Annotated in this window: 18 protein-coding genes, 2 tRNA genes and 2 rRNA genes; 4 read left to right on the top strand and 18 right to left on the bottom strand. The window is 52.6% G+C overall.

Going from position 1 to position 24,491, the window contains the following annotated elements:
* Positions 1 to 2: 2 nt before the first annotated feature.
* From kdpD to rep, 6 genes are all read right to left on the bottom strand, one after another.
* Positions 3 to 2,672: a two-component system sensor histidine kinase KdpD gene (gene kdpD / locus BM191_RS10920; protein WP_092878076.1), complete on the bottom strand. Its 2,670-nt coding sequence runs from the start codon at positions 2,670 to 2,672 to the stop codon at positions 3 to 5.
* 49 nt (positions 2,673 to 2,721) lie between these two features.
* Positions 2,722 to 3,294 carry a potassium-transporting ATPase subunit KdpC gene (gene kdpC, locus BM191_RS10915; protein WP_092878074.1) on the bottom strand — a complete coding sequence of 191 codons (573 nt, stop codon included), beginning with the start codon at positions 3,292 to 3,294 and terminating at the stop codon, positions 2,722 to 2,724.
* 10 nt (positions 3,295 to 3,304) lie between these two features.
* Positions 3,305 to 5,353 (bottom strand): potassium-transporting ATPase subunit KdpB, encoded by a 2,049-nt coding sequence (gene kdpB, locus BM191_RS10910; RefSeq protein ID WP_092878072.1) that lies wholly within the window; start codon positions 5,351 to 5,353, stop codon positions 3,305 to 3,307.
* Positions 5,354 to 5,370: 17 nt separating this feature from the next.
* A complete protein-coding gene (gene kdpA / locus BM191_RS10905; protein ID WP_092878070.1) occupies positions 5,371 to 7,056 on the bottom strand; it encodes a potassium-transporting ATPase subunit KdpA in 1,686 nt (561 codons plus the stop codon).
* Positions 7,056 to 7,145: a K(+)-transporting ATPase subunit F gene (kdpF, locus tag BM191_RS10900; protein ID WP_092878068.1), complete on the bottom strand. Its 90-nt coding sequence runs from the start codon at positions 7,143 to 7,145 to the stop codon at positions 7,056 to 7,058. Before kdpF ends, kdpA begins: the two co-directional genes overlap by 1 nt.
* A 203-nt stretch (positions 7,146 to 7,348) precedes the next feature.
* Positions 7,349 to 9,373 (bottom strand): DNA helicase Rep, encoded by a 2,025-nt coding sequence (rep, locus tag BM191_RS10895; protein ID WP_092878066.1) that lies wholly within the window; start codon positions 9,371 to 9,373, stop codon positions 7,349 to 7,351.
* Between the two features lie 560 nt (positions 9,374 to 9,933).
* On the opposite strand from rep, the gene BM191_RS10885 reads away from it, so the two are divergent.
* Positions 9,934 to 11,193: a serine hydrolase domain-containing protein gene (locus BM191_RS10885; RefSeq protein ID WP_177203327.1), complete on the top strand. Its 1,260-nt coding sequence runs from the start codon at positions 9,934 to 9,936 to the stop codon at positions 11,191 to 11,193.
* Positions 11,194 to 11,477: 284 nt separating this feature from the next.
* Here BM191_RS10885 and ilvC read toward each other — a convergent pair whose 3' ends face one another.
* Positions 11,478 to 12,953 carry a ketol-acid reductoisomerase gene (gene ilvC / locus BM191_RS10880; RefSeq protein WP_092878321.1) on the bottom strand — a complete coding sequence of 492 codons (1,476 nt, stop codon included), beginning with the start codon at positions 12,951 to 12,953 and terminating at the stop codon, positions 11,478 to 11,480.
* A gap of 159 nt (positions 12,954 to 13,112) precedes the next feature.
* On the opposite strand from ilvC, the gene ilvY reads away from it, so the two are divergent.
* Positions 13,113 to 13,994, top strand: a complete 882-nt coding sequence (gene ilvY, locus BM191_RS10875; protein ID WP_092878060.1) for an HTH-type transcriptional activator IlvY — start codon at positions 13,113 to 13,115, stop codon at positions 13,992 to 13,994.
* Here ilvY and ilvA read toward each other — a convergent pair whose 3' ends face one another.
* The 6 genes from ilvA to BM191_RS16550 form a co-directional block, all read right to left on the bottom strand.
* Positions 13,995 to 15,542 carry a threonine ammonia-lyase, biosynthetic gene (gene ilvA, locus BM191_RS10870; RefSeq protein WP_092878058.1) on the bottom strand — a complete coding sequence of 516 codons (1,548 nt, stop codon included), beginning with the start codon at positions 15,540 to 15,542 and terminating at the stop codon, positions 13,995 to 13,997. It abuts the gene before it with no gap.
* A 5-nt stretch (positions 15,543 to 15,547) separates the two neighbouring features.
* Complete coding sequence (gene ilvD / locus BM191_RS10865; protein WP_092878056.1) at positions 15,548 to 17,398, bottom strand: dihydroxy-acid dehydratase; 1,851 nt, start codon at positions 17,396 to 17,398, stop codon at positions 15,548 to 15,550.
* A gap of 106 nt (positions 17,399 to 17,504) precedes the next feature.
* Positions 17,505 to 18,434, bottom strand: coding sequence for a branched-chain amino acid transaminase (locus tag BM191_RS10860; RefSeq protein WP_092878054.1), 930 nt, complete (start codon positions 18,432 to 18,434; stop codon positions 17,505 to 17,507).
* 63 nt (positions 18,435 to 18,497) lie between these two features.
* A complete protein-coding gene (gene ilvM, locus BM191_RS10855; protein ID WP_092878052.1) occupies positions 18,498 to 18,776 on the bottom strand; it encodes an acetolactate synthase 2 small subunit in 279 nt (92 codons plus the stop codon).
* Positions 18,773 to 20,419, bottom strand: coding sequence for an acetolactate synthase 2 catalytic subunit (gene ilvG / locus BM191_RS10850; RefSeq protein WP_092878050.1), 1,647 nt, complete (start codon positions 20,417 to 20,419; stop codon positions 18,773 to 18,775). Before ilvG ends, ilvM begins: the two co-directional genes overlap by 4 nt.
* A 142-nt stretch (positions 20,420 to 20,561) precedes the next feature.
* Complete coding sequence (locus tag BM191_RS16550) at positions 20,562 to 20,660, bottom strand: IlvGEDA operon leader peptide (RefSeq protein ID WP_143088818.1); 99 nt, start codon at positions 20,658 to 20,660, stop codon at positions 20,562 to 20,564.
* A gap of 320 nt (positions 20,661 to 20,980) precedes the next feature.
* Between BM191_RS16550 and BM191_RS10845 the strand changes: the two genes are divergently transcribed.
* Entirely contained in the window at positions 20,981 to 22,504 is a 1,524-nt protein-coding gene (locus tag BM191_RS10845) for a YifB family Mg chelatase-like AAA ATPase (protein WP_092878048.1), read from the top strand.
* A 35-nt stretch (positions 22,505 to 22,539) separates the two neighbouring features.
* Here BM191_RS10845 and BM191_RS10840 read toward each other — a convergent pair whose 3' ends face one another.
* A complete protein-coding gene (locus BM191_RS10840) occupies positions 22,540 to 22,878 on the bottom strand; it encodes a DUF413 domain-containing protein (protein ID WP_092878046.1) in 339 nt (112 codons plus the stop codon).
* Positions 22,879 to 22,998: 120 nt separating this feature from the next.
* Between BM191_RS10840 and hdfR the strand changes: the two genes are divergently transcribed.
* Positions 22,999 to 23,823, top strand: a complete 825-nt coding sequence (gene hdfR / locus BM191_RS10835; protein WP_092878319.1) for an HTH-type transcriptional regulator HdfR — start codon at positions 22,999 to 23,001, stop codon at positions 23,821 to 23,823.
* Positions 23,824 to 23,914: 91 nt separating this feature from the next.
* On the opposite strand, the gene BM191_RS10830 is transcribed toward hdfR, so the two are convergent.
* The 4 genes from BM191_RS10830 to BM191_RS10815 form a co-directional block, all read right to left on the bottom strand.
* Positions 23,915 to 23,990 (bottom strand) — tRNA-Trp (locus BM191_RS10830).
* 8 nt (positions 23,991 to 23,998) lie between these two features.
* Positions 23,999 to 24,075, bottom strand: a tRNA-Asp gene (locus BM191_RS10825).
* 80 nt (positions 24,076 to 24,155) lie between these two features.
* Positions 24,156 to 24,271 (bottom strand): 5S ribosomal RNA (gene rrf / locus BM191_RS10820).
* 112 nt (positions 24,272 to 24,383) lie between these two features.
* Positions 24,384 to 24,491, bottom strand: a 23S ribosomal RNA gene (locus BM191_RS10815); the annotation flags it as partial.

The following is a 24,491-nucleotide window of genomic DNA, read 5'->3' as shown; positions in this document are numbered from 1 at the left end:
TGCTACGTCAGTTCAGGCGGCGCTCCCAGCGGCAAAGTGAAGGTAAAGCACGCGCCGCCCTCCGGGCGATGACTGGCACTGATTGTACCGCCATGAATATCAATAATTGCCTGGCAAATCGCCAGGCCCAGTCCCACACCCGGCACGGCAGACTCTTTGCTGCCGCGGGCAAACTTTTCGAAAATGTGCCCTTCCTGCCCTGGTGAGATACCACGCCCCGAATCCCAGACGCTGATAGCCAGCGTATTATTTTCCGAACGTAAGGCCGTGATACCTATCTGCGCACTCTCGCCAGCGTACTTGAGTGCATTCTCAAGCAGGTTAGCGAATACCCGCTCCATCAGCGCCCCATCGACCTGCAACAGCAGCATTTCATTCGGTAAGTCGAGCTGTATCTGACGCTCACCCAATAACGGTGTGAGATTTTGCAACGCACTGCCAATCAGCTCATCCAGCGCCATCCACTCGGTGTGCAGGTGAAATCCACCCGACTGTAAACGCGCCATATCCAGCAAATTATTCACCAGCCTGACCGTGTTCAGCGTTTGCTGACGTATTTGACTTGCCTGAACGGCATGTTTTGAGTTTTCGCCAGCCAAATCCAGCATCAGAATTTCTGCCTGGCTAAATAACACCGTCAGTGGTGTGCGCAAATCATGGGAAAGTGCCGACAGCAAGGCATTGCGCAGCTGCTCACGCTCAGCGGCCAATCGGGCAACCTCCTCACGTTGTGCCAGCTGAAGCCTTTCCAGCGCATTCGCAATCAGCGCAGTAAAGGTATTAACCAGCTGTTGCTGCTCGGGGATCATCAGCTGACGCGGATTATTCGGTTCAATAATCAGCAGCCCGTAGGTTTGCTGCGCGGTTTTAAGCGGTAGCATCTGCCACGGCACCGCAGGCAACGTATCCGTACCGGCACCGGCTGGCTGGCCTTTATCAATGCTCCAACGGGCGATGGCCTGATCCGGCAGGACGCTAAGGCGCTGCTCTCCCGGCATGAACAACTCGCCCTGTTCGCCGGTCAGTAACAGCTCGCTACGCGCACCAAGCGTACTCTCGACAGTGCGCTGGCTGATACTGGCGATATCCTGCTGGGACAACGCGCGCCCAAGCGACTGCGCCAGCTCATACAACCGACGCGCCCGCTGTTCCCGATAGCGGGCCACCCGTGCCTGGTAGCGCACGCCCGCCGTCAGGTTACCCACCAGGGTGCCGACTGTCAGCATCACGCCAAAGGTCACCAGATACTGCATGTCAAATACCGCAAGGGTGCCCGTTGGGGCAATAAAAGTGAGATCAAAAGCGATGACGCTCAGTACTGCGGCGATCACCGACGGCCAGCGACCATAGCGCAACGCCACAATCACCACCCCCAGCAGATAGATCATCACCAGGTTAACCGAGTCAACGCCTGGCAGCAGCCAGCGACCGAGAAAAGTAATCAGGGCGCACAACAGTGCCGCCGCCGCGCAGCCATACAGTTGCCGACGCCATTTTTCAGCAGAAAATGTACGATCAACCGGCGTCAGTGCGGAGCGGGTACGCGGGGCATCATTCAGCGCGACCACCAGCAGATCCAGCTCAGGACCAGACTGGCCGAGACGCCGCAGGAATCGTTCCCGACGCCAGCGATGTAACCCTGGCGAGCGGCCAATGACGATTTTACCGAGGTTATGTTCTCTGGCATAGCGCAGGATCGCTTCGGTTTCACTGGGGTCAGAGAGGGTGGCGGTTTCCGCGCCCAGCTCTCTTGCCAGTTGCAGCGTGCTCAACACCGCCCGTCGACGAGCCTCCGAAATACCGTAAAGGCGCGGCGTTTCAACATAAACCGCATGCCAATCGCTTCCCAGCTTTGCAGCCAGACGAGCCGCAATGCGCACCAGCTTTTCACTGCCGTTATTGTCGCCGATGCATAAAAGAATCGCATCGCGGGTATGCCAGACCTTTGCGCGCCCGTGACTGTCACGCCAGAGCCGCATCTGGTCATCCACCCGGTCAGCGGTCCGCCGCAGGGCCAGCTCGCGCAACGCAAAGAGATTGCCTTTGCGGAAGAAGTTTTCAATCGCGCGCTCCGCGCGATCGCCAACGTACACTTTGCCCTCTTTCAGCCGCTGCAGCAGGTCATCGGGTGGCAAATCGACCAGCACGATCTCATCGGCTGAATCAAAAAAAGGATCAGGTACCGTTTCCCGCACCCGAACACCCGTAATCCCGCTAACCACGTCATTCAAGCTTTCCAGATGCTGTACGTTAACCGTCGTCATCACATCCATACCCGCCGCCAGTAACTCTTCGACATCCTGCCAGCGCTTAGGATGACGTGACCCCGCGGCATTGCTATGAGCCAATTCATCAATCAACATCACCGCCGGATGACGTGCCAGCGCAGCATCGAGATCGAACTCCGCATGGTTGTGCCGTGCAGAATGACGGCGGGGCAGCATTGCCAGCCCATCCACCAGCGCAGCCGTTTCTTTACGTCCGTGGGTTTCCACCACGCCGATCAGGACATCCAGTCCCTGAGCACGCAATCGATGTGCTTCCTGTAACATCGACCAGGTTTTTCCAACGCCGGCGTTGGCGCCAAAAAAGATTTTTAACCGTCCGCGTGGTTTTTCCTCTGCGTGCTTCAGCAAGGCATCCGGGTCGGGGCGGATAATATCGTTATTCATCGCTGTCCTGCCTGAGAAACGGGTCGCCGACAGCGCCGGCGATAAGGGTTTAGCGTGCTAATTTATCCAGTGCACTATTGAGCATTACGACATTAACGCCCGGCTCGCCGATAAACCAGGGCATCGGCCTGCGGGTATTCTCGGCAATCAGCTGCTCCACTCGCGCTAACGCCAACCCACGGGCGGCCGCTACCCTTTTTGTCTGCCAGCGTGCGGCCTGTGGTGAGATCTGCGGATCAAGTCCACTTGCAGACGCAGTAACCAACTCCACGGGTACCGGGCCAGTTGCCTGCGGATTTGCCGTTTTAAGTGCCGCTACGCGCTGCGCTATCGTCGTCAACAATGCCGGATTAGTGGGTCCAAGATTGCTGCCCCCTGACGCCTCTGGGTTGTAGGGTAAACCGCCAGTGGCGGATGGTCGCCCCTGGAAATATCGCGTCTGAGTAAAATTCTGGCCGATCAACGCTGAACCTCGTAGAGCGTTGTGCTGCTCTAACAGCGAACCATTGGCCTGAAACGGAAACCACCATTGTCCCAGCGCCGTGGTTAATAAAGGGTAGCCAACGCCGGTGATAAGCGTAAGGAATAGCAACAGCGTCAGCGCGGGGCGTAATTGACTCATTTTTCTCTCCTCAGGCCAAACCTGATACGGTCAGAATTATATCGATCAGCTTAATTCCCACAAACGGGACCAGCAGACCGCCAAGGCCATAGATCCACAGATTACGTCGCAGCAAGGCAGCAGCGCTAAGCGGGCGATAGCTCACGCCTTTCAGCGCCAATGGGATCAGGAAAACAATCACCAACGCATTAAAGATGACTGCAGAAAGAATGGCCGATTGGGGTGAATGCAACTGCATAACGTTCAGGGTATTAAGCTGCGGATAAGTGACGACGAAGGCGGCAGGAATAATAGCGAAATATTTAGCCACATCGTTAGCGATGCTAAAGGTGGTCAGCGAACCCCGCGTCATCAGCATTTGTTTACCAATATGCACCACCTCCAGCAGCTTGGTGGGGTTGGAGTCAAGATCAACCATGTTGCCCGCTTCTTTTGCCGCCTGTGTACCGGAGTTCATCGCAACGGCTACGTCGGCCTGTGCCAGCGCCGGGGCATCATTGGTACCATCACCGGTCATGGCAACCAGCCTTCCCTCCGCCTGATACTGACGGATTAACGCCAGCTTGGTTTCCGGCGTGGCCTCCGACAGAAAGTCATCAACGCCCGCCTCAGCAGCGATCGCTGCAGCGGTCAGCCCGTTATCGCCGGTGATCATGATAGTTTTAATACCCATTTTGCGCATGTCGACAAAGCGCTCTTTGATCCCGCCCTTCACGATGTCTTTTAGCGCAACCACACCAGTAACTGTCGAGCCTTCGGCAACAACCAGCGGCGTACCGCCCGCGCGGGCCACGTCCTCCACCAATTTATTGACCTGTGGTGGAAACTGACCGCCGTTAGCCTCAACGTGACGACGGATAGCATCCGCTGCGCCCTTGCGGATCATACGGTCTTGCACGTTGACGCCGCTCATCCTTGTTTGCGCTGAAAATGGCACAAAGGTCGCACCGCTGCTTTGCAGATCGCGTTCGCGCAGATTAAATTTTTGCTTCGCCAGCACGACGATACTTCGCCCTTCCGGCGTTTCATCCGCTAACGACGCTAACTGTGCGGCATCAGCAAGCTGACGTTCACTGATACCCGGTGCCGGTAAAAACTGTGTCGCCTGCCGATTACCCAGCGTGATGGTGCCGGTTTTATCCAGCATCAGCACATCGACATCACCAGCAGCCTCCACCGCTCGCCCGCTGGTGGCAATCACATTGGCTTGCAGCATACGACTCATACCTGCCACGCCAATTGCCGATAGCAATCCACCAATAGTGGTGGGGATCAGGCAAACCAACAGCGCCACCAGTACGGTTACACTGACCGGTTGCCCACCCCAAAGGGAAAAGGGCCATAGCGTCGCTGTAGCAAGTAGAAAAACGATAGTCAGCGCAATCAGCAGAATGGTCAGTGCAATTTCATTGGGGGTTTTGCGGCGCTTTGCGCCTTCTACCATCGCGATCATGCGATCAAGAAAGGTTTCTCCCGGATTGGCACTGCACTGAATTATCAACCAATCAGACAGGATGCGCGTTCCGCCGGTGACTGACGCAAAATCACCGCCGGACTCGCGGATAACCGGTGCCGACTCGCCGGTTATCGCGCTTTCATCAACCGAGGCACCGCCTTCAAGCACTTCGCCATCGCAAGGAATAATATCGCCAGCTTCAGCCAGCACGACATCGCCCTTACGCAGGGAGTCGGCCGCAACCGTCACCGTTGCGGCGCCATAATGTGGCTGCGCCATTTTTTTCGCATCGTGGGTGCGTTTGACGCCTTTCAGACTGTTAGCCTGCGCCTTGCCACGTCCTTCGGCCAGCGCTTCGGCGAAGTTGGCAAATAACACGGTAAACCACAGCCAGACCGCGATAGCCCAGGTAAAGCCCTCCGGTCCGGGCATCAGATTAAAACTCATTGCCAGGGCTTGCAGCGTAGTCAATACGCTGCCGAGCCAGACAACAAACATGACCGGATTATAAAACTGTACCCGCGGATCAAGCTTGCGCAATGCATCCATTAAGGCGATGCGGGCCAGCGCCCCGTTAACTGACATCGGTGTGGAACTTTTCATGGTGTTTTCCTTAGCTCTCACTGACCCATCATCTGTAAATGTTCGGCAACCGGTCCCAGCGCCAGAGCCGGGACAAACGTCAGCACGCCAATCAGTACAATGGTGCCGGTAAGTAATGCGATAAACAGAAAGCCGTGAGTAGCAAGGGTGCCATTACCCACCGGCTGCACCGGTTTTACCGTCAGGGAACCCGCTATCGCCATTACTGCGACGATCACCCCAAAGCGGCCGATAAACATGCAAAATGCCAGCAACAGGTTCCAGAATGGCGTGTTGGTGCTTAAACCAGCAAAGGCGCTGCCGTTGTTATTAGCCGCGGAAGATAGCGCGTACAGAACCTCACTGAAGCCATGAATACCGGGGTTCGTCATGGCCGATCGTCCCGCTTCGGTCATCATCGCCAGGCCGCTGCCGAGCAGGACCAGCACCGGCGTGACCAGAATGGCCAGCGCAGTCATTTTCATTTCCCGGACGTTAATTTTTTTACCCAGATATTCGGGGGTACGGCCGATCATTAACCCGGCAACAAATACCGCCAGTAAAACAAACAGCAGTATGCCGTACAGGCCAGAGCCAACGCCGCCAAACACCACCTCACCAATCTGCATCAGCAACATAGGCACCATGCCGCCTATCGGGGTCAGCGAATCATGCATAACATTAACCGCACCGCAGGAAGCGGCCGTGGTTACTACCGTGAACAGGGCCGAGCCGGGAATGCCAAAGCGGCTCTCTTTCCCTTCCATATTGATGCTGCTATCGGTACCCAATGCCAGCAGATGCGGATTCCCTTGCTGTTCGGCCCAGATAACGGTAACTGCCGCCGCAACAAATAACAGCGTCATCGACCAGAGCAGAACATACCCCTGACGACGATCTTTTACCGCTTCACCGAAAGTGAAGCACAGCGCGGCAGGAATAAGGAGTATCGCCAGCATCTGTACAACGTTGGTCAGTGCCGTCGGATTTTCAAAAGGATGAGCCGAGTTGGCGTTAAAGAAGCCGCCGCCGTTGGTACCCAGGACTTTGATCGCTTCCTGAGAGGCAACCGGTCCCATCGCCAGCGTCTCTTTTGCCCCTTCCAGGGTGGTGAGATGCAGGTAAGGCTGAAAATTTTGCAACGTGCCCTGACTGATATGGAACAAGGCTATCAGCAACGATATCGGCAGCAGAACCCACAGCGTAATGCGCGTCAGATCGCGCCAGACATTACCCAGCAGACTTGACGAATGGTTAGCAAAACTGCGGATGAGTACCAGGGCAACCGCCATGCCGCTGGCGGCTGAGAGGAAGTTTTGCACCGTCAGCCCAACCATCTGGCTGAAATAGCTAAGCGTGCTTTCTCCCGCATATGATTGCCAGTTGGTGTTGGTGACAAAGCTTACCGCCGTATTCAATGCCAGGTGCCAGCTTAATCCAGGCAGATGCTGTGGGTTTAGCGGCAGGCTGCCCTGCGCCATCAACATGAGGAAAAGCACAAGCATGCCCGCCAGGTTGAACAATAGCAACGCCAGCAGGTATTGCCGCCAGCCCATAGCCTGTTCACCAATCGCACAAATGCGCCAGATATAGCGCTCAATGGTAGCAACGCCCGGCCAGGGACGATCCTCAACCATCAGTACCATCGATCGACCTAACGGCCAGGCAAGTAGCATCAGGACAACCAATAAGCTGGTCATTAACAACAGGGCGCTTAAGTCCATCAAAATGTCTCCGCGTTGATCAGGGCGTAAACCAGATAGCCCAACAACAGAAACACCAGTGCGATCCCGATAACTCCTATGATGCTCATTTTTCACCTCTGTCAGCACTTTTCAGATACTGTCAGTCTGAACAGGCGACCATAAAATAGGTGTAAAAACTCGCGGGCAGGGCGTAAAAAAAGTATAAAAAAGGGGAGTCAGGCGGCACGTCAAGCGACATCGTAGGGTTCAAAGGCTGATAATTAACCGCCTGCACCCTAAGGAAGAGAGGGTGGAAAAAACAGGTTCTCTTTTAGCCAGCGCCGCGCGATTTATCCAGCATCGCGCGTAATCCGGCAACCCGACTCTGGCCGGTTTTCATCCGCTGCTCCGGGCTGACGACCTTACGCTCGGTTTCCCACTGTAGATCATCCTGCGGCAGTTCAAGTAAAAAGCGGCTGGGTTCGGGCCGGATCAGCTCACCGTACTGACGGCGTTCACGACAGAGCATAAAAGTGAGTTCTCTTTGCGCACGGGTTATCCCGACATAGGCCAGACGCCGCTCCTCATCAACATTGCTTTCATCGATGCTGCTCTGATGCGGCAAAAGCCCCTCTTCCATCCCCACCAGAAAAACATAGGGAAACTCCAGCCCTTTCGAGGCATGTAGCGTCATCAGCTGCACCTGATCGGTATCTTCATCACCTTCGCCGCGCTCCAACATGTCACGCAGCGTAAAACGCGTAACCACCTGTGCCAGGGTCATCGGCTCATCAAGATCGGTGCCTTCGAGCATCTCCGTCATCCAGCTAAACAGCGTATCAACATTTTTCATCCGCATTTCAGCCGCTTTCGGGCTGGCAGAGGTCTCAAACAGCCAGCTTTGATAATCCATGCAGCGAATTAAATCACGCACCGCGTTGATCGGTTCGCGCTCTGCCAGGGCCGCAATCTCACGCAGCCAGAGAGTAAAACGCTGTAATGATTCGAGGTTGCGACCGTTTAACGTCTGTTGCAGACCGATATCAAAGCTGGCAGTAAACAAGCTTTTATTTCGTGCCATCGCCCAGTCGCCCAGCTTTTGCAGCGTTGCCGGGCCAATCTCACGCCGGGGGGTGTTGACGATACGCAAAAAGGCGCTGTCGTCGTCAGCGTTAGTCAGTATGCGCAGATAGGCCAGCAGATCTTTAATTTCCGGACGCGAAAAAAAGGAAGTACCACCAGAGATACGGTAAGGGAGACGGTTTTGCATCAACATCTTTTCGAAGACCCGCGACTGATGATTGCCGCGATACAAGATGGCGTAATCCTTATACTGGGTTTTGTTAATAAAGTGATGCGCGATCAACTCACCGACAACCCGCTCGGCTTCATGGTCTTCATTGTTAGCGGTGACCACTTTCAACTCCGCGCCGTAACCCAACTCAGAGAACAGTTTTTTTTCGAAAACGTGAGGGTTATTGGCAATCAGGATATTTGCCGCTTTAAGGATGCGCTGGGTAGACCGGTAGTTCTGTTCGAGCTTTATGACCTGCAACGCCGGAAAATCCTGATTGAGTAACGCCAGATTCTGCGGACGCGCTCCGCGCCAGGAATAGATTGACTGATCATCATCACCCACGACCGTAAACCGCGCCCGGTGGCCAACCAACAACTTTACCAGCTCGTACTGACTGGTGTTGGTGTCCTGATATTCGTCCACCAGCAGATAGCGAATGCGCTGCTGCCAGCGTTCGCGCACCGCCTCATTGCGTTGCAGCAACAGGGTTGGCAGCAGGATTAGATCGTCAAAATCAAGTACGTTGCAGGATTTCAGGTGGGCATGATAGAGGCCATAACAGTGAGCAAAAATGTTGTCGCGCTCTGAGCGTGCCAGCGATGCGGCACCGGCCGGATCCACAAGATCATTTTTCCAATTAGAGATCGTGGATATCAGTTGCTGCAGCAGCGTCTTATCCTCTTCCAGCCACTGTGCGGTCAGCTCTTTTAGCAATGCCATCTGGTCCTGATCGTCAAACAGCGAAAAGTTGGATTTCATTCCCAGCGCGGCGTATTCGCGTTTGATAATGTCCAGTCCCAAGGTATGAAAAGTGGAAATCACCAGCCCGCGCGCCTCTTTGCGCCCCAGAGTCTGGGCGACACGCGCTTTCATCTCACGCGCCGCTTTATTGGTAAAGGTCACTGCGGCAATATGGCGAGCCTGATAGCCACATTCACGAATAAGGTGGGCGATTTTATTGGTTATCACGCGCGTTTTTCCTGACCCGGCACCGGCCAGCACCAGACAAGGTCCGGTGACAAATTCGACGGCTTGTTGTTGACCAGGGTTTAAACGCATAACCAGGATTCGCTCATGACAGGTGGCTGGGATAGTATCTCGCTTGCCGCGTACGGTATGACAGGCAGGACGCGGCCTAGTATAACCAACACACAGGTTACGATCATGGCAAAAAACGCAGCCGCTCTGCATATCCTTGTTAAAGAACAAAAACGGGCGCAACAGCTGCTTAAGCAAATCAGGCGACTCTGTGGCACCGAACCACGAAAAATCGTTCGGCCATAAATTTGAGCGGCATACATTTGCTTATGATAAAAGACAATTTCCTCACTCCAGACAGGCCAGTGGGGTTTGATTCAGCTGCCCACTCGGCAGATATGTCGTCAGCAAAAGTTTGTTCGTATCAGCGCGAATTATTGCTAATAGCAGTGACCAGGATAACTTGACATTTTTTAAAAAAATCTCGCTTATTTAATTCTCACCTTGCCAAGCCTCGTTGTCATTTTTTAATGATATTGCCAGCCACTGCACGTTATTAACATATGATAACTACCCATGCCTGAATTTTGACTACACTTTGCAGCGTTGCTATGTCATGCAAGTCAATTCAACTTTTAATTATGGATAAATTACTAATGATAAGATTATTATGCCTGTTAATTGCTACGCTGCCGATTGCTAAAGGCTACTGTAGCGATGAAGAGATAACGAATACTTTTTCACAGCAGCAATCAGTTATTGCTCATCATAATGGTTTTTACTTTCCTGATAATCGCGTGACCTATCAAAATATGGGGAAATTATACCCCAACGCTACGCTTTTTAATGGAAATCACATCTGGAAACTCAATACCGTTCCGTCATCGCTAGATAATTTGATCATTAAGGATGGCAATGAAAGCTATCCTTTGGGTAAAATTGGCAACCACCGAAAAATAGATAGCGTAGTGGTTTTAGAGAAGGGAAACATTCGTTTCGAAAAGTATTTTAATGGCCAGACAGAGTATACACGTCACCAGCTAAACTCCGTGACAAAGTCGGTGAGTTGGCTGGCCATTCAGCCGCTGATTGACAGTGGGAAAATCGATCCAGATGCGCAGGTCAGCCATTACTTACCTGAATTGGCCCACAGCGCTTGGGGAGACGCCAAAGTTTCTCAGGTAGCCGCAATGACGACTTCCCTCCAGTACGATGAAGATTATGCTAAACCTGACAGTGGATTTAATCGTTATCTGGCTGCCGGCAATTTCATACCTGGTGAACAAAACCCACCAGGTCTACTGGCTTTTCTTCGCGGTATAAAAAAAGCCGCTCATCCACAGGGGAGTCAGTTTAACTATGCAACAGTCAATACCGATGTGATGTGTCTGATTGCAGAAAAAGTCGCTAATAAACCTGCATGGCAGATCATTGAAGACAATGTCTGGAAAAAAATAGGCGCTGAGCGGGATGCTTTTATCTTACTGGATAACAAAGGACAAACCTTTTGTGGTGCAGGTATGAGCGCCACTACTCGAGATATCGCGCGGTTAGGTCAGGTGGTTCTGAATACGGTTACGGGTAATACCCCACGATTTGACAGTCCGGGGTTGGCTAACTTAATTAAAGATAAAGGTAATAAAAAGGCATGGGATGCGGGCGATTATGGTAAAAAAATATCCTATGAGCAAGGCTATAACCATTTCTGGTGGTTTATTGGTGATAAGGAACAGATTATCTCTGCAGAAGGGATTAATGGGCAACTGGTCTATATTGATCCAGAGAAAAATATCGTCATCGCTGTCAACTCGTCATTTGTAAATTCAGATGCTGATAGCGACTGGAAATTTCTATTCAGCGTGGCCAGTCAAATCACTGATCAACTGAGTCAGAATAAGTAGTGAATACTGGCATCGACGAAATGTCACAGTGATAACCATCGCAATGCTGGTGAACTTAACTGGCGTGTTCACCAGTAACGGTACTCATAAACCTGTAAAAGGACCGACATTTTAGTCGTAACAGCATCCTGTCAGCGGTACGCTGGTACTGCAAATATGGCACCAACTACCACAAACTGCGGTCACGGCACTTTAGCAGGTATCGATCATTAGCTGTTGTTTAACAAAGCCAGCCATAAAAAAAGCGTCCGGCTGAGGGGACGCTTTTTTATTTTTATTGTGACTTATCCGGCAACAGCAATGCGTTTCATATCAGTCATATAGCCACGCAGTTTGCGACCAACCACTTCGATTGGATGGTTGCGGATCGCTTCGTTAACGTCGCGCAGCTGGGCGTTGTCCACGGCACTTCCGGCAACCGCTTTGCCCAAATCCCCCGCCTGCAACGTCCCCATGAAATCTTTCAGCAATGGAACGGCGGCAAATGAAAACAGATAGTTACCATATTCTGCGGTATCGGAGATAACCACGTTCATTTCGTACAGACGTTTACGAGCAATGGTATTAGCAATCAGCGGCAGCTCATGTAGCGATTCGTAATAAGCCGACTCTTCGATAATGCCAGCATCAACCATCGTTTCAAACGCCAGCTCAACCCCCGCTTTAACCATAGCGATCATCAGCACGCCCTGGTCATAATAATCCTGCTCGGCGATTTTACCTTCAAATTGTGGTGCCGTTTCAAACGCCGTTTTTCCGGTCTCTTCGCGCCATGTCAGCAGGTTTCTGTCATCATTGGCCCAGTCCGCCATCATCCCTGCGGAAAAGTCACCGGCAATAATGTCGTCCATGTGTTTCTGGAACAGCGGCGCCATGATGGTTTTCAGCTGCTCAGACAGTGCGTAAGCGCGCAGCTTGGCCGGGTTGGACAGACGATCCATCATCAGCGTAATGCCGCCAAATTTCAGCGATTCAGTGATAGTTTCCCAGCCGAACTGAACCAGTTTTTCGGCATAGGCCGGGTCGGTGCCTTCAGCCACCAGCTTATCAAAGCACAGTAAAGAACCGGCCTGTAGCATACCGCACAGGATGGTTTGCTCACCCATCAGGTCGGATTTCACTTCCGCCACGAAAGATGATTCCAGTACGCCAGCGCGGTGACCGCCCGTTGCGGCAGCCCAGGCTTTCGCCAGCGCCATACCTTCACCTTTAGGATCGTTTTCCGGATGGACAGCTATCAACGTCGGTACGCCGAAACCGCGCTTATACTCTTCGCGAACTTCGGTCCCCGGACACTTAGGCGCCACCATGATAACCGTGATGTCTTTACGGATGTTTTCGCCCACTTCAACAATGTTAAAGCCATGAGAATAGCCCAGCGCCGCCCCATCTTTCATTAGTGGCTGAACGGCCTTAACAACCGAAGAGTGCTGTTTGTCCGGCGTCAGGTTGACTACCAGATCGGCTTGCGGGATCAGCGCCTCGTAGGTACCCACTTTAAAGCCGTTTTCACTGGCTTTGCGCCATGAAGCGCGCTTCTCAGCAATGGCTTCAGGGCGCAGGGCGTAGGAGATATCCAGGCCGGAATCGCGCATATTCAGTCCCTGATTGAGACCCTGAGCACCACAGCCCACGATGACCACTTTTTTCCCTTTAAGATAGCTGGCTTCATCGGCGAATTCATCGCGCGTCATGAAGCGACATTTCCCTAATTGCGCTAACTGATTGCGCAGGTTCAGCGTGTTGAAGTAATTAGCCATGGATCCCTCGTTATTAGTGTTTGCCATTATTGTGTCTGTAGCACGATACGCGGCGCTGCCGGAAATATCTCCATAATATGACAGGAAATATGTTGCTTAAATTGATATATTGACAACACTATGTTGCAATAATTACAACAATAACCCGGTAGGCTGCGCATGGATTTACGAGACCTCAAATTGTTTCTTCATCTGGCGGAAAACCGCCATTTTGGCCGCACGGCACGTGCCATGCATGTCAGTCCCTCGACCCTATCACGCCAGATCCAGCGCATTGAAGACGAGCTGGGCCAGTTTCTTTTTTTGCGCGATAACCGTACCGTGACGCTAACCGGGTCTGGCGAACAGCTGCGACACTTCGCCCAGCAAACGCTGCTGCAATATCAGCAAATGCGTCACGCCATAGCTCAGCACGCTCCATCGCTCAGCGGTGAACTGCATCTGTTTTGCTCCGTTACAGCCGCCTATAGTCATCTTCCGCCGATCCTCGACCGTTTTCGCGCCGAACAGCCACAGGTGGAAATAAAACTGACTACCGGCGATGCCGCTGATGCTGTTGAAAAAGTGCAGTCCGGCGCGGCCGATATGGCCATTGCCGGTCGACCGGAAAATCTGCCTGCCAGCATCGACTTTATCGCGCTGGGGCTGATCCCGCTGATTCTGATTGCACCGGCCTTACCCTGCCCGGTACACACGCTTGCCAGCGAAGAAAAGCCAGACTGGTCTAAAGTCCCCTTTATCCTGCCGGAGCAGGGGCCGGCGCGACATCGTATCGATCTCTGGTTTCGTCGTGAACATATTGCGAATCCACAAATTTATGCCACTGTTTCCGGCCATGAGGCGATTGTTTCAATGGTCGCCCTCGGCTGTGGTATCGCTCTGCTGCCCGATGTAGTGCTGGAAAACAGTCCGGACCCGGTACGAAACCGCATCCTGGAGCTGGGCAATGCGACCTCGGTCGCGCCATTCGAGCTGGGCGTCTGCGTACAAAAAAAGCGGCTTAGCGAACCGCTTATTGCGGCATTCTGGAGCATCTTGTAATCAGTTTCCCGCCAGGAAGAAACGAAAAGACGGGTTACTGGTTTCATCGTGGCAGTCATAGCCCAGCGCAGTCAGATGCTGCTCAAAACGCGGTTCCGCTTCGCTCAGCTCAAACGCCGCCAGCACCCTGCCGTAGTCGGTACCGTGGCTACGATAATGAAACAATGAGATATTCCAGTGCGTTCCCAGTGTCTGCAGAAATTTCAGCAGCGCCCCTGGGGCTTCAGGAAATTCGAAGCTGTAAAGCCGCTCATGCAGCGGCTTAGAGGGGCGACCTCCGACCATGTAGCGTACATGCAGTTTAGCCATTTCATCGTCGGAAAGATCGACAACTTTATAGCCCCCCCCATGTAGCAGGCCGATAATTTCCGCTCGCTCCTGCAGGCCACGCGTCAGACGTACGCCAACGAAAATACAGGCGTCTTTCTCATCGGCATAGCGATAGTTGAACTCGGTCACCTGACGGCCGCCCAGCAGCTGGCAGAAATTCAGGAAGCTGCCCTGCTTTTCAGGGATAGTCACTGCCAGCAGCGCTTCGCGCTGCTCACCCAGCTCGCAACGTTCAGAAACATAGCGCAGGCCGTGGAAGTTGACGTTCGCACCGGAAAGGACATGCGCCAGGCGTTCACCCTGGATATTGTGCCGCTGAATGTACTTTTTCATTCCGGCCAGTGCCAGCGCGCCGGACGGCTCCGCTATCGCACGTACGTCTTCAAATAAATCCTTCATCGCCGCACAAATAGCATCGCTGTCTACGGTAATAATATCGTCAAGATGTGACTGGCAAAGGCGGAAAGTTTCGTCACCGATACGTTTAACCGCCACGCCCTCAGCAAACAGTCCGACGCGCGGTAAGTCTACCGGCTCTCCAGACTGGAGAGCCGCTGTCAGACAAGCCGAGTCCTCCGCTTCAACTGCTATAACTTTTATTTGCGGCATCAGCTGCTTAATCAGTACCGCTACGCCAGCGGCCAGGCCGCCGCCGCCGACCGGTACAAACACCCGGTCGATGTGCGCGTCCTGCTGTAGTAACTCCATGGCGAGTGTGCCCTGCCCGGCAATGACCGCCGGATGATCGAAAGGCGGAACAAAGGTATATCCTTCAGCCTGCGCCAGCTCAATGGCTTTGGCTTTTGCCTCATCGAAATTAGCACCAAAAAGATACGCTTCGCCGCCAAAGGCGCGCACCGCATCGACCTTGATGTCGGCGGTAACCAGCGGCATCACAATTAGCGATTTAATTCCCAGCCGGGTGGCGGAGAGCGCCACACCCTGGGCGTGATTGCCCGCCGAGGCCGTGATCACCCCGCGCGCTTTCTGCTCCTCGTTCAAGCTGGCAATCATGGCGTAGGCACCGCGTAGCTTAAAGCTGTGTACCGGCTGACGATCTTCGCGTTTAACCAGAATGGTATTGCTCAGACGAGAAGAAAGTTTCTCCATCTTTTGCAGTGGCGTAACCTGTGCCACTTCATACACTGGTGAGCGTAGTACCGCCCGCAGGTATTCCGCTCCGCAGGGATTTGCAGATAGCGGTTGAGATTCAGCCATATCCTTTAGCCTCCCAGTTTACTCTTGTCACGAACGGCGCCTTTATCGGCGCTGGTTGCCAGTGACGCATAAGCACGCAGCGCGAAGGAGACTTCACGCTGGCGATCCTGCGGGGTATAAGCCGCCTCGCCACGCGCCTGCTGTCTCTCTCGCCGGGCGAGTAACGCATGATCCGCCACGTCCAGCTGAATGCTGCGTCCGGGAATATCGATATCGATCATGTCGCCGTTTTCTACCAGCGCGATGGTGCCACCATTTGCCGCTTCAGGCGAGACGTGTCCGATAGAAAGACCTGAGGTACCGCCGGAAAAGCGGCCGTCGGTGATAAGCGCACAGCTTTTACCCAGCCCCATAGATTTCAGGAAAGTGGTCGGATAAAGCATCTCCTGCATCCCCGGACCACCTTTGGGTCCTTCATAACGAATAACGACCACGTCGCCAGCGATGACTTTTCCACCCAGGATTGCCTCGACAGCATCCTCCTGACTTTCATAAACTTTAGCCGGCCCACGAAATTTAAGACTTTCTTTATCCACGCCCGCCGTTTTTACAATACATCCATCTTCAGCCAGATTACCGTACAGTACCGCCAGGCCGCCATCCTGTGAGTAAGCATGTTCGCGTGAGCGTATGCATCCTTCTTTGCGATCGTCGTCGACACTTTCCCAACGGCACTCCTGGGAAAATGCCTGGGTTGTACGGATACCCGCAGGGCCGGCGCGGAACATATTTTTCACCGCCGGATTGTCGCTAAGCATAATGTCGAAGTTGTTCAGGGTTTCGCGCAGGGTCGTACCCAACACGTTGTTTACCGACGTATCCAGCAGACCGGCGCGGTCCAGCTCGCCAAGAATACCTATCACGCCACCGGCGCGATGTACATCTTCCATATGGTATTTTTGCGTACTGGGTGCCACCTTGCACAAATGCGGAACTTTGCGCGACAGGCGGTCTATATCAGAAATATTGAAATCTATTTCGCCTTCCTGAGCCGCCGCCAGCAAGTGTAGAACCGTGTTGGTAGACCCCCCCATAGCGATATCCAGCGTCATCGCGTTCTCAAATGCGCTTTTACTGGCGATGTTTCGAGGCAGCACGCTGCTATCATCCTGCTCGTAATAACGCTTTGCCAGGCCAACGATACGTTCGCCAGCCGATAAAAATAGCTGCTTGCGATCGACGTGTGTCGCCAGAAGGGAACCGTTTCCCGGCTGTGAAAGCCCTAACGCTTCGGTCAGGCAGTTCATCGAGTTGGCAGTGAACATTCCGGAGCAGGAGCCGCAGGTCGGACAGGCCGAGCGTTCAATCTGTTCACTATCGGCATCACTGACCTTTGGGTTGGCACCTTGAATCATTGCGTCGACCAAATCCAGCTTGATTATTTGGTCCGACAGCTTGGTTTTACCCGCCTCCATTGGGCCTCCGGAGACGAAAATCGCCGGTATGTTCAGGCGCAGCGCCGCCATCAACATCCCCGGGGTGATTTTATCGCAGTTAGAAATACAGACCATGGCATCCGCGCAGTGGGCGTTAACCATATATTCGACTGAGTCAGCTATCAGCTCGCGCGATGGCAGAGAATAGAGCATTCCGCCGTGACCCATCGCAATACCATCATCAACGGCAATGGTGTTGAACTCTTTGGCTACGCCGCCAGCAGCTTCGATCTGCTCTGCGACCAGCTTACCCAAATCGCGTAGATGAACGTGACCCGGCACGAACTGCGTAAAGGAGTTAACCACGGCGATAATGGGCTTGCCGAAATCAGCGTCGGTCATACCGGTCGCTCGCCATAATGCGCGGGCGCCGGCCATATTACGACCGTGGGTGGTGGTTGCGGAACGATACTTAGGCATGCTCTGTTTACTCCAGTCTGAATAGGAGCGGGCCTGTCAGCAATTAGCTTCACGTTCTGAGGCGAAGAATCAAAGCCGGATAGCGACCCGCAAAATTATCTCGTTATTAGGGGTTTACTGGATCAAGCCAGCCCCATTTATCAGCGGTTTCGCCAGTGAACAGTCCGAAGAAAGCTTTCTGAATACGTTCGGTGACTGGGCCGCGTTTGCCTTCGCCGACCTGAATACCATCTACGCTGCGTACCGGAGTAATCTCCGCTGCGGTGCCAGACATGAAAACCTCATCGGCCAGATACAATGACTCGCGTGACAATACCTGTTCGCGTACTTCAACGCCGATATCCTGTGCCAGCTTAATAATCGCGTCGCGGGTAATGCCCGGCAATGCTGAGGAGGTGAACGGCGGAGTGAACAGAATGCCGTCTTTAACTTCGAAAAGGTTTTCACCGGCGCCTTCTGAAATATACCCATGAGTATCCAGCGCAATTCCCTCCTGATAGCCATGGCGACGTGCTTCGCTCCCGACCAGCAAAGAAGACAGGTAGTTGCCCCCCGCTTTTGCAGCAGTAGGCAAGGTATTCGGTGCAACGCGATTCCAGGATGAAACCATCGCGCTAATGCCCTGCTCCAGGGCTTCCGGCCCCAGATAGGCTCCCCAAGGAAAGGCGGCCATAATGACGTCGGTGGTAAAGCCATCCGGCGGGTTAACACCGAGACCAACATCTCCGACGAAAGCTAGAGGGCGGATATAGGCGCTTTTAAGATTATTTTTACGCAATACTTGACGGCAGGCGTTCATCAGATCATCAACGCTGTACTTGATGGGCAGGCGATAAATCTTCGCCGAGTCGTGCAGACGCTGCATATGTTCGCGATGACGGAAAACTGCCGGACCTTTGTGTGTGTCGTAGCAACGCACACCTTCAAATACTGAAGAGCCGTAATGCAGAGCGTGAGACATAACGCTGACTTTAGCCTCTTCCCATTTCACCATCTCACCATTGAACCAGATGAAGTCAGCTTTTTTCGTCGACATTCTCAATTCCTTTCGCGCCGGGCGCGGTATGTTATGTTGTTTATTATCAATGCCCTGGTGCAGTCAGATCGATTCAACCAACTGACCATGCGTGAATTTTTGCGAAGCCTGCTGATGAATTTCGACGCAGACAACATCCAGCAATTTGCTTAACTGTGCTGACAGTAAATCGATCGAGCGCTGACTGACAATGGTCATTTCAATATTAATGCTATCAGCGTTGTTAGTTGCGGCCATGTTCATGGTACGTACCTGAAAACCCCGGTGCCGAACAACACGCAGAATGCGCTCCAGTATTTCCGGACGAAAGCGCGCTTCGATAGACAATTGATGCTGCATCATAAGGTTTGCTCCATCATATTTTCGTTGCTGGCTCCCGGTGGAACCAGTGGCCAGACGTTTTCATGTGCGTCAATAGCAACGTGCAGCATGTATGGCCCTTCACTGTGCAGCAAAGCGTCTAATGCAGCGTCGACCTGGTCTTTTCGGGTGATCCGCTGGCCGGGAATACCAAAGGCACTAACCAGCGTTAAAAAGTCGGGGTTATCGGATAAATTGGTTTCACTGTATCGTTCGGAAAAAAACAGCTGCTGCCACTGGCGTACCATGCCCAAACGCTGGTTATCCAACAGCAGGATTTTCACCGGCAGCTGTTTGCGCTTAATGGTGCCAAGCTCTTGTACGTTCATCATGAAGGAGCCATCGCCGGAGACACAAATCACCGTATCATCCGGACGTGCAGTTTGCGCACCTACAGCAGCAGGCAGGCCAAACCCCATAGTGCCAAGCCCGCTGGAAGTAATAAAATTTTCCGGGCGCGTGAAACGCATATGCTGAGCCGCCCACATTTGATGCTGACCGACATCGGTCGTCACGACAGCAGACTCAGGTTTACGATCGGACAGTTGCTTAAGCAACAGCGGAGCAAAGATAACCTCGCCCGGGTGATCATAGCGCCAGGCGTGTTCTTTTTTCAGCATCTGCACCGTGTTACGCCAGTCGTTGATTGATAACGTCTGGGCCAGCGCGGGCAATAATTTGTTCAGATCACCTTTAATCGTGATATGGGCACGGCGCAGCTTATTCAGTTCGGCGGGATCGATATCGAGGTGGATTACCGCCGCATGGGGCGCAAAAGTATCCAGCTTGCCGGTAACCCGGTCGTCAAATCGGGCGCCGATGGCAATCAGCAAATCACATTGTTGAACCGCCAGATTAGCCGCTTTAACGCCATGCATACCCAACATACCGAGGTAACAGGCATCGTCTGGATCCGGCGCCCCCAGACCTTTTAACGTAGCAACCGTCGGTATTCCGCTGAAGGCCGTAAACTCCCGCAGTGCCTGAACGGCTCCTGCAATGCCTACGCCACCACCAATATACAGAACGGGTTTTTGCGCTTTAGCCAGCATTTCCCGGGCGAATTTCAGATCGTTAAGGGAAGGTTCGGGTTGTTCCTCGACGGATATCAGATGCGGATTCAGGTTGCTGGTGGCTAATTGAATATCTTTAGGGATATCTATCAGCACCGGTCCTGGGCGCCCCGAGGAGGCAATAACGAAGGCCTCAGCCATTACGGCGGGCAGTTCATCGAGTGATTGAACCAAAAAACTGTGTTTGGTACAGGCCAATGACATGCCAAGAATATCTATTTCCTGGAAAGCATCGGTACCGATAAACGGGGATGCAACCTGCCCGGTGATAGCCACTACCGGGACCGAATCCAATAGCGCATCGGCCAGGCCAGTAATCAGATTAGTGGCTCCCGGGCCAGACGTGGCAATACAAACGCCAACTTTGCCAGTTGAACGTGCATAGCCGATGGCAGCCATTGCGGCACCCTGTTCATGGCGGCACAGAAGGTGTTCGACGCCACCATCATAGAGTGCGTCATAAATAGGCATTATTGCGCCGCCCGGATAACCAAATATGGTTTCGACACCCTGTGCTCGCAATGCCTGAACAACCCACTGTGCTCCTGTCATATCTACGAATCTCCCTTCTCTTTATGGGAACAACAGCATTCTATGCTAGTAATCATGGTGTGTTCCTTAGTACTGAAGTTGAACAATAAAAAAACCCCCGGACCTTTCGGTGCGGGGGTTCTCTAGAAAATCGACTTGTTTATTAAGCCTTTATTCCTCCGAGCGTAGCCCCGCGCGGCGTGGTAATAATCACCACGACGTGAATGACGACTAGGCTGACGACTCGTAGAATAGCTTTCATGTTAACTCGAATAACTCATTTGTCCGAAGTAATACCTACAGAGTTATCACAGTTTAGATACCTCTTTCAACTTTTTTTAATCTCATTTTGCGCTATCATCTTAAAAAGCCTGATAAAACAAAGATAAATGATTTCGGCGAATTCATCTGCATACGTCCGATTCATGATGAATTAATGCGCCTGATTCGGGAACCCAGCATCCATTTGAAACGGTAAACTTGTGATAATTAGACGGCAGTTGCGCACCAACTCGCAGAAGCTTAAACCGCTTCTTTGCGTCAGATGGCTTTTGCATCAGTCTGACAAAAAGGAGTTACAGCATGTCTTTAGCACTAATTTATACCAGGGCGGCTATCGGCGTTGATGCGCCGCAGGTTGTAGTTGAAGCACACATTAGCAGTGGCTTACCTGCCTTTACCCTTGTTGGTCTGCCTGAAACTACGGTGAAAGAAGCGCGGGATCGGGTACGCAGTGCCATTATCAATAGTGGTTTTACCTTTCCCGCTCAGCGCATCACCGTAAATCTGGCCCCTGCCGATCTACCAAAAGAAGGTGGCCGTTATGACCTGCCAATCGCAATGGCAATTCTTGCCGCATCAGGCCAGATACCAACTGATCGGCTTAATAAATACGAATTTGTTGGTGAACTTGCCCTAACCGGTGAGTTACGGAACGTACAGGGTGCAATCCCGGCAGCGATGGCCGCCCTGGATGCTGACCGCCAGTTAATTCTGTCTGTTAAAAATCAGCAGGAGGTTGGTTTAATCAATCATGGACATAGCCTGGTTGCCAGCCATTTGCAGGAGATAAGTGGATATTTTCATGGTAGCCAGACACTGGAAAAAGCAGTGATATCAACGCCCGAAGCACCGAATGCCTGCGCTCTACCCTGCCTGAGAGATATAATCGGTCAGCAGCAGGCCAAGCGAGCGCTGGAAGTTGCAGCGGCGGGAGGTCATAACCTTCTGCTGCTAGGGCCGCCAGGTACGGGTAAGACGATGCTGGCAACTCGTTTGCTAGGCTTATTACCCCCTTTGAGCGAACAAGAGGCCTTGGAGAGCGCGGCGATTAACAGCCTGATCAGCGCCTCAACTCCCTGGCAAAAATGGCGCCAGCGGCCGTTCAGAGCGCCTCACCATACGTCATCTCGTTACGCCTTAATCGGCGGTGGAACTATTCCTCGCCCCGGAGAGATATCGCTGGCCCATCATGGCGTGTTATTTCTTGATGAATTACCGGAGTTCGGTCGCAGTACGCTTGATTCTCTGCGCGAACCGTTGGAATCAGGGGAAATCCATCTTTCACGCACACGCGCTAAAGTCACTTATCCCGCCCGCTTTCAACTGATTGCGGCAATGAACCCAAGCCCATCGGGGCATTATACCGGGCAGCATAGTCGCGCATCGCCGCAGCAGACGTTACGCTATCTGTCACGCTTGTCCGGCCCTTTGCTGGATCGCTTTGACCTGTCACTGGAGGTTCCACTTCTCCCCCCTGGCATGCTCAGTAATCGTGAGTTACAGGGAGAGACCAGCGAAACGGTGCGCGCCCGGGTCCGGGCCGCAAGAGAGCGCCAGCTAATACGTTGCGGCAAAATTAATGCGTTAATGAGTAATCAGAACGTCAACCAACACTGTGATATTAACAACAACGATGCTATCTGGCTTGAGGAGATATTTAATAAGTTAGGATTGTCAGTCAGAGCATGGCAGCGTTTGCTCAAGGTAGCCAGGACACTGGCCGATCTTGCTGGCGATAAGAACATCGAACGCCATCACTTAATGGAAGCAATTAGCTACCGGGCTGTAGACAGACTGTTTATTCATCTTGAGCGGAGCCAATAAAAAAGGGGCTATGCACCCCTCTCGTTTAAGCACAGTTAATCATCGCTGTCAGAATAATCTTCTATGCTTTCCATCTGAGGCTTGCCGCCAGACAGGGTATGGAAGCGTTTAGGCCGCTTAATGCGAGCCATGTATTTTATCCAAACTCGCTCTGATTCGGTTTGCGGTTCGCGCAAACCACGACAGACATCGAGGAACCGCCGTTCTTCGTCCGTAGCTGGCTCACGTTTAGCCAGATCCAGTTCGTTAAACGCGTGACCATGACGCTCAAGCAGCTGAGCTTCCTTGATGGTGAAGTCACCATGGCGGGAAAAACCGCGGGGATAATTTTTATTATCAAAAAAACGATTACTTGTTGCAAAGCTATCCGCCATTTTACACGCTCCTGATTCTTAATGGCCGTGCTGTTAATGGCGCGGAGTATTAGATAGGCTTGACAGACTGTAAAACAAAACATTTAAATCATAACGACAAATTTTTTTTAGGAGATGGCTTTGGATTCGGAATTACTCAAAACCTTCCTCGAAGTGAGTAGAACACGCCACTTTGGCCGAGCCGCTGAAGCACTTTATCTGACACAATCAGCCGTCAGTTTCCGCATACGCCAGCTTGAAAATCAGCTTGGTGTGAATCTTTTTACCCGCCACCGAAACAATATTCGACTTACATCCGCTGGGGAACGCCTGCTCCCCTATGCTGAAAGCCTGATGAGTACCTGGATGATGGCCAAAAAAGAGGTTTCTCATACTCATCAGCATAATGAACTGTCAATCGGAGCCAGCGCCTCTTTGTGGGAGGTTTATCTGACACCCTGGCTGCAAACGCTTTATGAAAACCGCGACAGTTTATGCCTGGAGGCGAGAATAGCTCAACGTCATTCAATGGTTAAACAGCTTCACGAACGGCAGCTGGACCTGCTGATCACTACTGAAGCGCCCAAGATGGACGAACTGACCAGTCAAGAAATTGGCCATATCACGTTGAACTTGTTCCGTTCAAGACACAGCGAAAAAAGGGATAAATACGATTACATCAAGCTGGAGTGGGGTGCTGATTTCCATCAGCATGAAAGCGTTATGGAAGGTGCAGATGTTGTCTCGATCCTGACGACGACCTCCGCTTTGCTGACGCGCCAACTTTTACAGACTACAGGAGCCTGTGCTTTTCTACCGGCCCACTGGGGTGAGAAATATGGTGATCTCTTGGTGATCCCTGAGACACCGGCCGTTGTGCGATCGCTTTATGCCGTCTGGTTACAAAGCAGTGACCAACAGTCACATATACATCAGCTGATCAAATATCCGGTAGAAATATATTAGCAGAAGAGATTAAGAACCGCAGGTTAGCGTGGTTCAAAAAAGGATTAGTTTTAAGAAAAAATCCTTCGCATAAGCAAAGGATTAGTATTAATGGCAGGGGCGGAGGGACTCGAACCCCCAACACCCGGTTTTGGAGACCGGTGCTCTACCAATTGAACTACGCCCCTAAAAAGGGTGGCGGAACGGACGGGGCTCGAACCCGCGACCCCCTGCGTGACAGGCAGGTATTCTAACCAACTGAACTACCGCTCCACCGATTCTGTACTGATGCTGCTTATCGCACAGCTTCAGGTATTTCTCCCATCCCTCGTCACCGGATGGTCTTATTTGATGCCTGGCAGTTCCCTACTCTCGCATGGGGAGACCCCACACTACCATCGGCGCTACGGCGTTTCACTTCTGAGTTCGGCATGGGGTCAGGTGGGACCACCGCGCTGTTGCCGCCAGGCAAATTCTTTACGTCATGTCCCGCCTCTTCTCTGCGCAGAACACAACTCTGTTCTCTGTCCGTCAACAAGCCAAAAATTCTCTCAACTCACCCCGAACGCTTCTGGCGTTGTAAGGTTAAGCCTCACGGGTCATTAGTACCGGTCAGCTCAACGCATCGCTGCGCTTACACATCCGGCCTATCAACGTCGTCGTCTTCAACGTCCCTTCAGGACTCTCAA

This window comes from Izhakiella capsodis, assembly GCF_900115045.1.
Taxonomy (GTDB): Bacteria; Pseudomonadota; Gammaproteobacteria; order Enterobacterales; family Enterobacteriaceae; genus Izhakiella; species Izhakiella capsodis.
This window is presented reverse-complemented; position numbering and strand designations above follow the sequence as displayed.

Excerpts from the sequence above, each read along its gene's own strand:
- kdpD (WP_092878076.1), bottom strand. The coding sequence starts at position 2,672 with ATGAATAACGATATTATCCGCCCCGACCCGGATGCCTTGCTGAAGCAC.
- kdpC (WP_092878074.1), bottom strand. The coding sequence starts at position 3,294 with ATGAGTCAATTACGCCCCGCGCTGACGCTGTTGCTATTCCTTACGCTT.
- kdpB (WP_092878072.1), bottom strand. The coding sequence starts at position 5,353 with ATGAAAAGTTCCACACCGATGTCAGTTAACGGGGCGCTGGCCCGCATC.
- kdpA (WP_092878070.1), bottom strand. The coding sequence starts at position 7,056 with ATGGACTTAAGCGCCCTGTTGTTAATGACCAGCTTATTGGTTGTCCTG.
- kdpF (WP_092878068.1), bottom strand. The coding sequence starts at position 7,145 with ATGAGCATCATAGGAGTTATCGGGATCGCACTGGTGTTTCTGTTGTTG.
- rep (WP_092878066.1), bottom strand. The coding sequence starts at position 9,373 with ATGCGTTTAAACCCTGGTCAACAACAAGCCGTCGAATTTGTCACCGGA.
- BM191_RS10885 (WP_177203327.1), top strand. The coding sequence starts at position 9,934 with ATGGATAAATTACTAATGATAAGATTATTATGCCTGTTAATTGCTACG.
- ilvC (WP_092878321.1), bottom strand. The coding sequence starts at position 12,953 with ATGGCTAATTACTTCAACACGCTGAACCTGCGCAATCAGTTAGCGCAA.
- ilvY (WP_092878060.1), top strand. The coding sequence starts at position 13,113 with ATGGATTTACGAGACCTCAAATTGTTTCTTCATCTGGCGGAAAACCGC.
- ilvA (WP_092878058.1), bottom strand. The coding sequence starts at position 15,542 with ATGGCTGAATCTCAACCGCTATCTGCAAATCCCTGCGGAGCGGAATAC.
- ilvD (WP_092878056.1), bottom strand. The coding sequence starts at position 17,398 with ATGCCTAAGTATCGTTCCGCAACCACCACCCACGGTCGTAATATGGCC.
- BM191_RS10860 (WP_092878054.1), bottom strand. The coding sequence starts at position 18,434 with ATGTCGACGAAAAAAGCTGACTTCATCTGGTTCAATGGTGAGATGGTG.
- ilvM (WP_092878052.1), bottom strand. The coding sequence starts at position 18,776 with ATGATGCAGCATCAATTGTCTATCGAAGCGCGCTTTCGTCCGGAAATA.
- ilvG (WP_092878050.1), bottom strand. The coding sequence starts at position 20,419 with ATGACAGGAGCACAGTGGGTTGTTCAGGCATTGCGAGCACAGGGTGTC.
- BM191_RS16550 (WP_143088818.1), bottom strand. The coding sequence starts at position 20,660 with ATGAAAGCTATTCTACGAGTCGTCAGCCTAGTCGTCATTCACGTCGTG.
- BM191_RS10845 (WP_092878048.1), top strand. The coding sequence starts at position 20,981 with ATGTCTTTAGCACTAATTTATACCAGGGCGGCTATCGGCGTTGATGCG.
- BM191_RS10840 (WP_092878046.1), bottom strand. The coding sequence starts at position 22,878 with ATGGCGGATAGCTTTGCAACAAGTAATCGTTTTTTTGATAATAAAAAT.